Genomic DNA, 5,478 nt, shown 5'->3' with positions numbered 1-5,478 from the left:
TCATAAGTGTCTCCCTTAAATCAATGTGTGGTCGGATACCTTTGATTTAAGGGGCCGCCTTTGCTAAAGCTTCTTTAGCAAAGGCGGCCGCACTTTTTGAGGTCTGAGTCAAGCCTAAATTTAAAAAATTTAAATAAAAAAGTGATTCTCACGTTTTTCGTGGAATCACTTTTTCTATTACAATAATGTTTTTTCTTAACTAAATGACATTGGAACCGTCCCCGTGTCAGCAGAACCGTCCCCGTGTCACATCTTAATAAAGTTTTAATACTCAGTTTATTGCTTTTCTTTGTCCTTTCCTGCATAATTTACTCAAGAAATTATGCGTTATTATGCCATGACATGGATGTTTTGGTGCCTGCGGGCGCAGGCTTATATCAAGGAGGTGACGATAGGTGAGTACAAACTTTTTTAGCAGTTTAAATGGGAAGTTTGATCTTAACAGCAGCATGAGCAGTCTCTATGGTGATTACAACACCATTAAGAGTGGTGCTTATGGAAATCTGATGAAGTCCTATGTTGGAAAGGTGGGTAACAAGGCAGCTCTTGACGCCTACAGAGAAACTGGATCCACAACAACAGGAGAGTATTCGACCACTTCAAAAAAGAGCTCTGCTTCTAAATCTGATTTCCTTGATAGCTATTTTGCAGAAAAGACTCAGAGCAAGAAGGCTGTTGCTGAAACAAAGAGTGCAGATGCGTCCACAGAGGCAGCAACTGATAAGTATTCCAAGTACAAATCCAGCTGGCTTGATAATCAGCTTGGTCAGTATGACAAGGATGCTAATAAGACAACTGCTGCAGATCCTTCAGTTTCAGTGGATACAACAATCTGAATATTAAAGACTTTAAGTCCCGTACTTAGTGAATCTTACTTCACGAAAGTACGGGACTTTTTTTATCATTTATAAGAGATTACTTGTCGGTTTAAAGTTATCAATCTGATATAATTATGTATATATATCCCAAAAAGGAGATACAACATCATGAGTAGAAAAAGAGGCTATGAGATACTGATCCTTATAACTTATCTGGCAATGAGCGCAGTGTGTATTTACCTGCAGTTCTTTTCAAAAAACCAGGCTGGAGGCCTTGAAAACCTAATTGTAAATGTGACCATGCTTGTGATAGCAGGTATCATCTTTGCATCCTGCGTATTTGGAAGCCTGCTCCCAACGGCCTCAATGACTGCAGACTTAATTGAAGTGGCGCAGCGCTTTGAGGAGGATGCCAAGACATCCCACAACTATCTGTGGGATCAGTATATAAACAATAAGGATGATATCTTTGAAGATAAAAGACTCCTTCGGCACTTTAAGGACTATAAGCTTGAACTTTCCAGAATATCAGGAAGCTCGGATGTGTACTACAAGTGCGATATTGAGGACTTTATAGGGTATGACCTTATTGACAGCGTCATTCACAGGGAAAGACTTTCTCAGGTTCCTGGAGTAATGACGGGACTTGGAATCCTTGGAACCTTTGTGGGGCTCTCCCTTGGACTTCAGAGCTTTAATACTGGAACAACTGCAGAGATAACAGGCAGCATAGAGCCTCTTATGAATGGTATTAAGGTTGCTTTCCACACCTCTATTTATGGAATGGTATTCTCCCTTATTTTTAACTACGTATATAAGAGAAGGCTTGATGATGCTGAAAACGCACTTAATTACTTTGTAAGGAATTTCAAGAAATACGTTCTTCCTGACACAGACAAGCTTGGAGTAAACAGGATGATGGAGCTGCAGTCACAGCAGACCAAGGCTATAACCGAGCTTACAAACGCTCTTACCCATGAGCTTCCTGAGGGACTTAAAACTTATCTTGAGCCTCAGTTTGATCATCTTGACAGCACCATCGACAGCTTTAGCCGGATGGCTACCAGAAATCAGATGGATCAGCTTGAAAGGGTTGTTGAAAACTTCATAACAGAGATGAACAAAACCCTTGGCAACTCATTTTCAGATCTGTCCAAGGTTGTCAGTCAGACCATGTATGTTCAGGAGGCCAATGAGCGCCAGCTTAAGGAAATGTATGAAAAGAATGCTGTTGCAGCAGATGGCATGGTGAAGGCAGTAAACGAAATGGAGAATGTCACAAAACAGCTTAAGGATGTTTCAGAATCTGTGTCCAAGTATGTCAAGGAAGTAAGGACACTTGAGGCTCAGATAGCTTCTTTTGGAAATAAGTAACAGGGTAAATTACGGAAGGAAGACCTGTGATCATGAGACATAGAAGAAATAGAAGTGAAGAAACTACATACTGGCTTTCTTACTCTGATATGATGGCGGGATTACTGCTTACATTTGTTCTGATAATCGCCTTTACTATGCTCCACGCCAGCATCAACTACGATGAAAAGGAACTGGCTCTTGCTGGTAAGGAAGAGGAGCTAAAGGTTTCTGCTGCGGCCCTTGATAAGGAGAGAGAAATTGTCTCCAATCAGCAGAAACAGCTAAATGCCCAGGAGGAAGCCCTTACTGAGCAGGGCGAAAAGATAGCTATCCAGGAAGAGACTTTAAAGGAGCAGCATGAGCTTTTAAATAAGCTTGAAGCTGTCATGAGCGAGCAGCAGCAAAAGCTGGATGACCTTATTGGAATCAGGAAGGAACTTGTAAAAGATCTTTCAAAGGAGTTTGGGGACTCTGACCTTAAGGTTTCCGTTGATGAAAAGACAGGAGCCATCACCTTTGACTCCAGCATCCTCTTTGACTATGGAAAGGCAGTTATCAAGCCCACTGGCGAAGAGTTCTTATCAGAATTCCTGCCAAGATATGCAGATATTCTTTTAAGTTCAAAATACAAAGATAATATTTCAGAGATCATAATAGAGGGCCATACAGATACTGAAGGTACATATATGTATAACCTTCAGCTGTCTCAGAAAAGAGCTTTAGCTGTGGCAGAGTACTGCCTTAGCGATAAGAGCGGAGTACTTACAAAGTCAGAGCTTGAAGGAATGAGATCTTTAGTATCTGCGACAGGGCGCTCTTACAGTAATCCCATCTACACTGCAAGCGGAACCATAGACATGGAGGCTTCAAGACGTGTTGAAATTCTCTTTAGGCTCAAGGATGAAGAGATGGTCCGTGAAATGATGGAAGTCCTTAGCGAAGACTCTGATACTGCCGAACCTTAACTTGCCTTGTATAAACATATAAGCGGGAAAAAGCAACAGGACTTATTTTAACGCTTGACGTATAACAAAAAAAGATATAATATATGTTCTTGAAGATTAGCACTCATTTGAAGTGAGTGCTAACAAAAAGAAAAAGTTAATAAATCTCATATATAAGGAGGCATTTATAATGAAGTTAGTACCACTTGCAGACAGAGTTGTATTAAAGCAGCTTGAAGCTGAAGAGACTACAAAATCTGGAATCGTTCTTCCAGGCGCTGAGAAGGAGAAGCCACAGCAGGCAGAGGTTATTGCTGTAGGTCCTGGCGGAGTTGTAGATGGCAAAGAAGTAAAGATGGAAGTTAAAAAGGGCGATAACGTAATCTATTCCAAGTACTCAGGAACAGAGGTTAAGCTTGACGACGTAACTTACATCATTGTTAAGCAGAGCGACATTTTAGCAATCATTAAATAATTATTTGGAGGCAATAGACAATGGCTAAGACAATTAAGTACGGCGCTGACGCCCGCACATCTATGGTAGAAGGCGTTAACAAACTTGCAGATACAGTTAGAGTAACACTTGGACCAAAAGGAAGAAACGTAGTTCTTGATAAGAGCTATGGCGCTCCTACAATCACAAACGACGGTGTTACAATCGCAAAAGAGATCGAGCTTGAAGATTCTTACGAGAACATGGGAGCTCAGCTTGTTAAGGAAGTTGCTACTAAGACTAACGACGTAGCAGGTGACGGAACAACAACAGCTACTGTTCTTGCACAGGCTATGATCAACGAAGGCGTTAAGAACCTTGCAGCAGGAGCTAACCCAATCGTTCTTAGAAAGGGTATGAAGAAGGCTACAGATACAGCTGTTGCTGCTATCGGCAAGATGGCTACAAAGGTTAAGGGCAAAGAGCAGATCATGAGAGTTGCAGCAGTTTCATCAGGTGATGATGAAGTTGGACAGATGATCGCTGACGCTATGGAGAAGGTTTCAAACGACGGCGTTATCACAATCGAAGAGTCCAAGACAATGCAGACAGAGCTTGACCTTGTAGAAGGAATGCAGTTCGACAGAGGATACATCTCAGCATACATGGCTACAGATATGGACAAGATGGAAGCTACACTTGAGGATCCATATATCCTTATCACAGACAAGAAGATTTCTAACATTCAGGATATCCTTCCACTTCTTGAGCAGATCGTTAAGACTGGTTCCAAGCTTCTTATCATCGCTGAGGATGTAGATGGTGAGGCTCTTACAACACTTATCGTTAACAAGCTCCGTGGAACATTCAATGTAGTAGCTGTTAAGGCACCTGGCTATGGTGACCGCAGAAAGGCTATGCTTGAGGATATCGCAATCCTTACAGGTGGTAAGGTTATTTCTTCAGACCTTGGACTTGAGCTTAAGGATACAACAATGGATGATCTTGGAAGAGCAAAGAGCATCAAGGTAGAGAAGGAAAAGACAACAATCGTTGATGGCCTTGGAGTTAAGAAAGATATCCAGGCAAGAATTTCTCAGATCAAGAAACAGATCGAGGATACAACATCAGATTTCGATAAAGAAAAGCTTCAGGAGAGACTTGCCAAGCTCGCTGGCGGTGTTGCAGTTATCAGAGTAGGTGCTGCTACAGAGACAGAGATGAAGGAAGCTAAGTACAGAATGGAAGATGCTCTTAACGCTACAAGAGCAGCTGTTGAAGAGGGTATCATCTTTGGTGGTGGATCAGCTTACATCCACGCTACTAAGGAAGTTGCTAAGCTTGCAGATTCACTTGAAGGTGATGAGAAGACAGGTGCCAAGGTTGTTCTTAAGGCCCTTGAGGCTCCTCTTTTCCACATTGCTAACAACGCTGGTCTCGACGGATCTGTTATTGTTAACAAGGTAAAAGAGTCTAAGGCAGGCATCGGCTTTAACGCTTATACAGAGCAGTATGTAGACATGGTTAAGGACGGAATCATCGATCCTGCCAAGGTTACACGTTCAGCTCTTCAGAACGCTACATCAGTAGCTTCAAGCTTCCTTACAACTGAGGCAGCTGTAGCTACAATCAAAGAGCCAGTTCCTCCTATGCCAGCAGGCGGCGCAGGAATGGGTGGGATGATGTAACGTATAACGAGTTAAGCATTCCATAATAGCATGAACAAAACCACGAAGTGGTTTCAAATTGGAAGACGCATGGTCTCAAGTTTACTTGAAAGACCATGCGTCTTTTAATTTTGTGGAGGCACACAATTTCATATTTTCTTAAGATTTTCCATCCCAAAACAGGTGTAAAATATCCTTTGTGTGTGAAATATGTTCAAAGAGGAGAATATGAAAATGAAAAAGAAAATCTTAACCCTGGT

Annotated in this window: 5 protein-coding genes; all 5 read left to right on the top strand. The window is 41.8% G+C overall.

What is annotated here, in order from left to right:
- Nucleotides 1-395 precede the first annotated feature (395 nt).
- The 5 genes from J6I68_RS13670 to groL all read left to right on the top strand — a co-directional run bounded on the left by J6I68_RS13670 (nt 396) and on the right by groL (nt 5,239).
- On the top strand, nt 396-836 hold the full coding sequence (locus J6I68_RS13670) for a hypothetical protein (RefSeq protein ID WP_292221137.1): 441 nt from the start codon (nt 396-398) through the stop codon (nt 834-836).
- 150 nt (nt 837-986) lie between these two features.
- Nucleotides 987-2,192 carry a MotA/TolQ/ExbB proton channel family protein gene (locus J6I68_RS13665; protein ID WP_292221136.1) on the top strand — a complete coding sequence of 402 codons (1,206 nt, stop codon included), beginning with the start codon at nt 987-989 and terminating at the stop codon, nt 2,190-2,192.
- A gap of 32 nt (nt 2,193-2,224) precedes the next feature.
- Nucleotides 2,225-3,139, top strand: coding sequence for an OmpA family protein (locus tag J6I68_RS13660; protein WP_292221135.1), 915 nt, complete (start codon nt 2,225-2,227; stop codon nt 3,137-3,139).
- 169 nt (nt 3,140-3,308) lie between these two features.
- The gene (locus J6I68_RS13655) at nt 3,309-3,593 is read left to right on the top strand and encodes a co-chaperone GroES (RefSeq protein ID WP_034446789.1); all 285 of its coding nucleotides are present in this window, start codon (nt 3,309-3,311) and stop codon (nt 3,591-3,593) included.
- 20 nt (nt 3,594-3,613) lie between these two features.
- On the top strand, nt 3,614-5,239 hold the full coding sequence (gene groL, locus J6I68_RS13650; protein WP_292221134.1) for a chaperonin GroEL: 1,626 nt from the start codon (nt 3,614-3,616) through the stop codon (nt 5,237-5,239).
- Nucleotides 5,240-5,478 lie beyond the last annotated feature (239 nt).

Origin of the sequence: Butyrivibrio sp., assembly GCF_017940685.1 — a bacterium.
GTDB lineage: Bacteria > Bacillota > Clostridia > Lachnospirales > Lachnospiraceae > Butyrivibrio.
The sequence above is the reverse complement of the archived record's forward strand: the minus strand, read 5'-3'. Positions and strand labels throughout refer to the sequence as shown.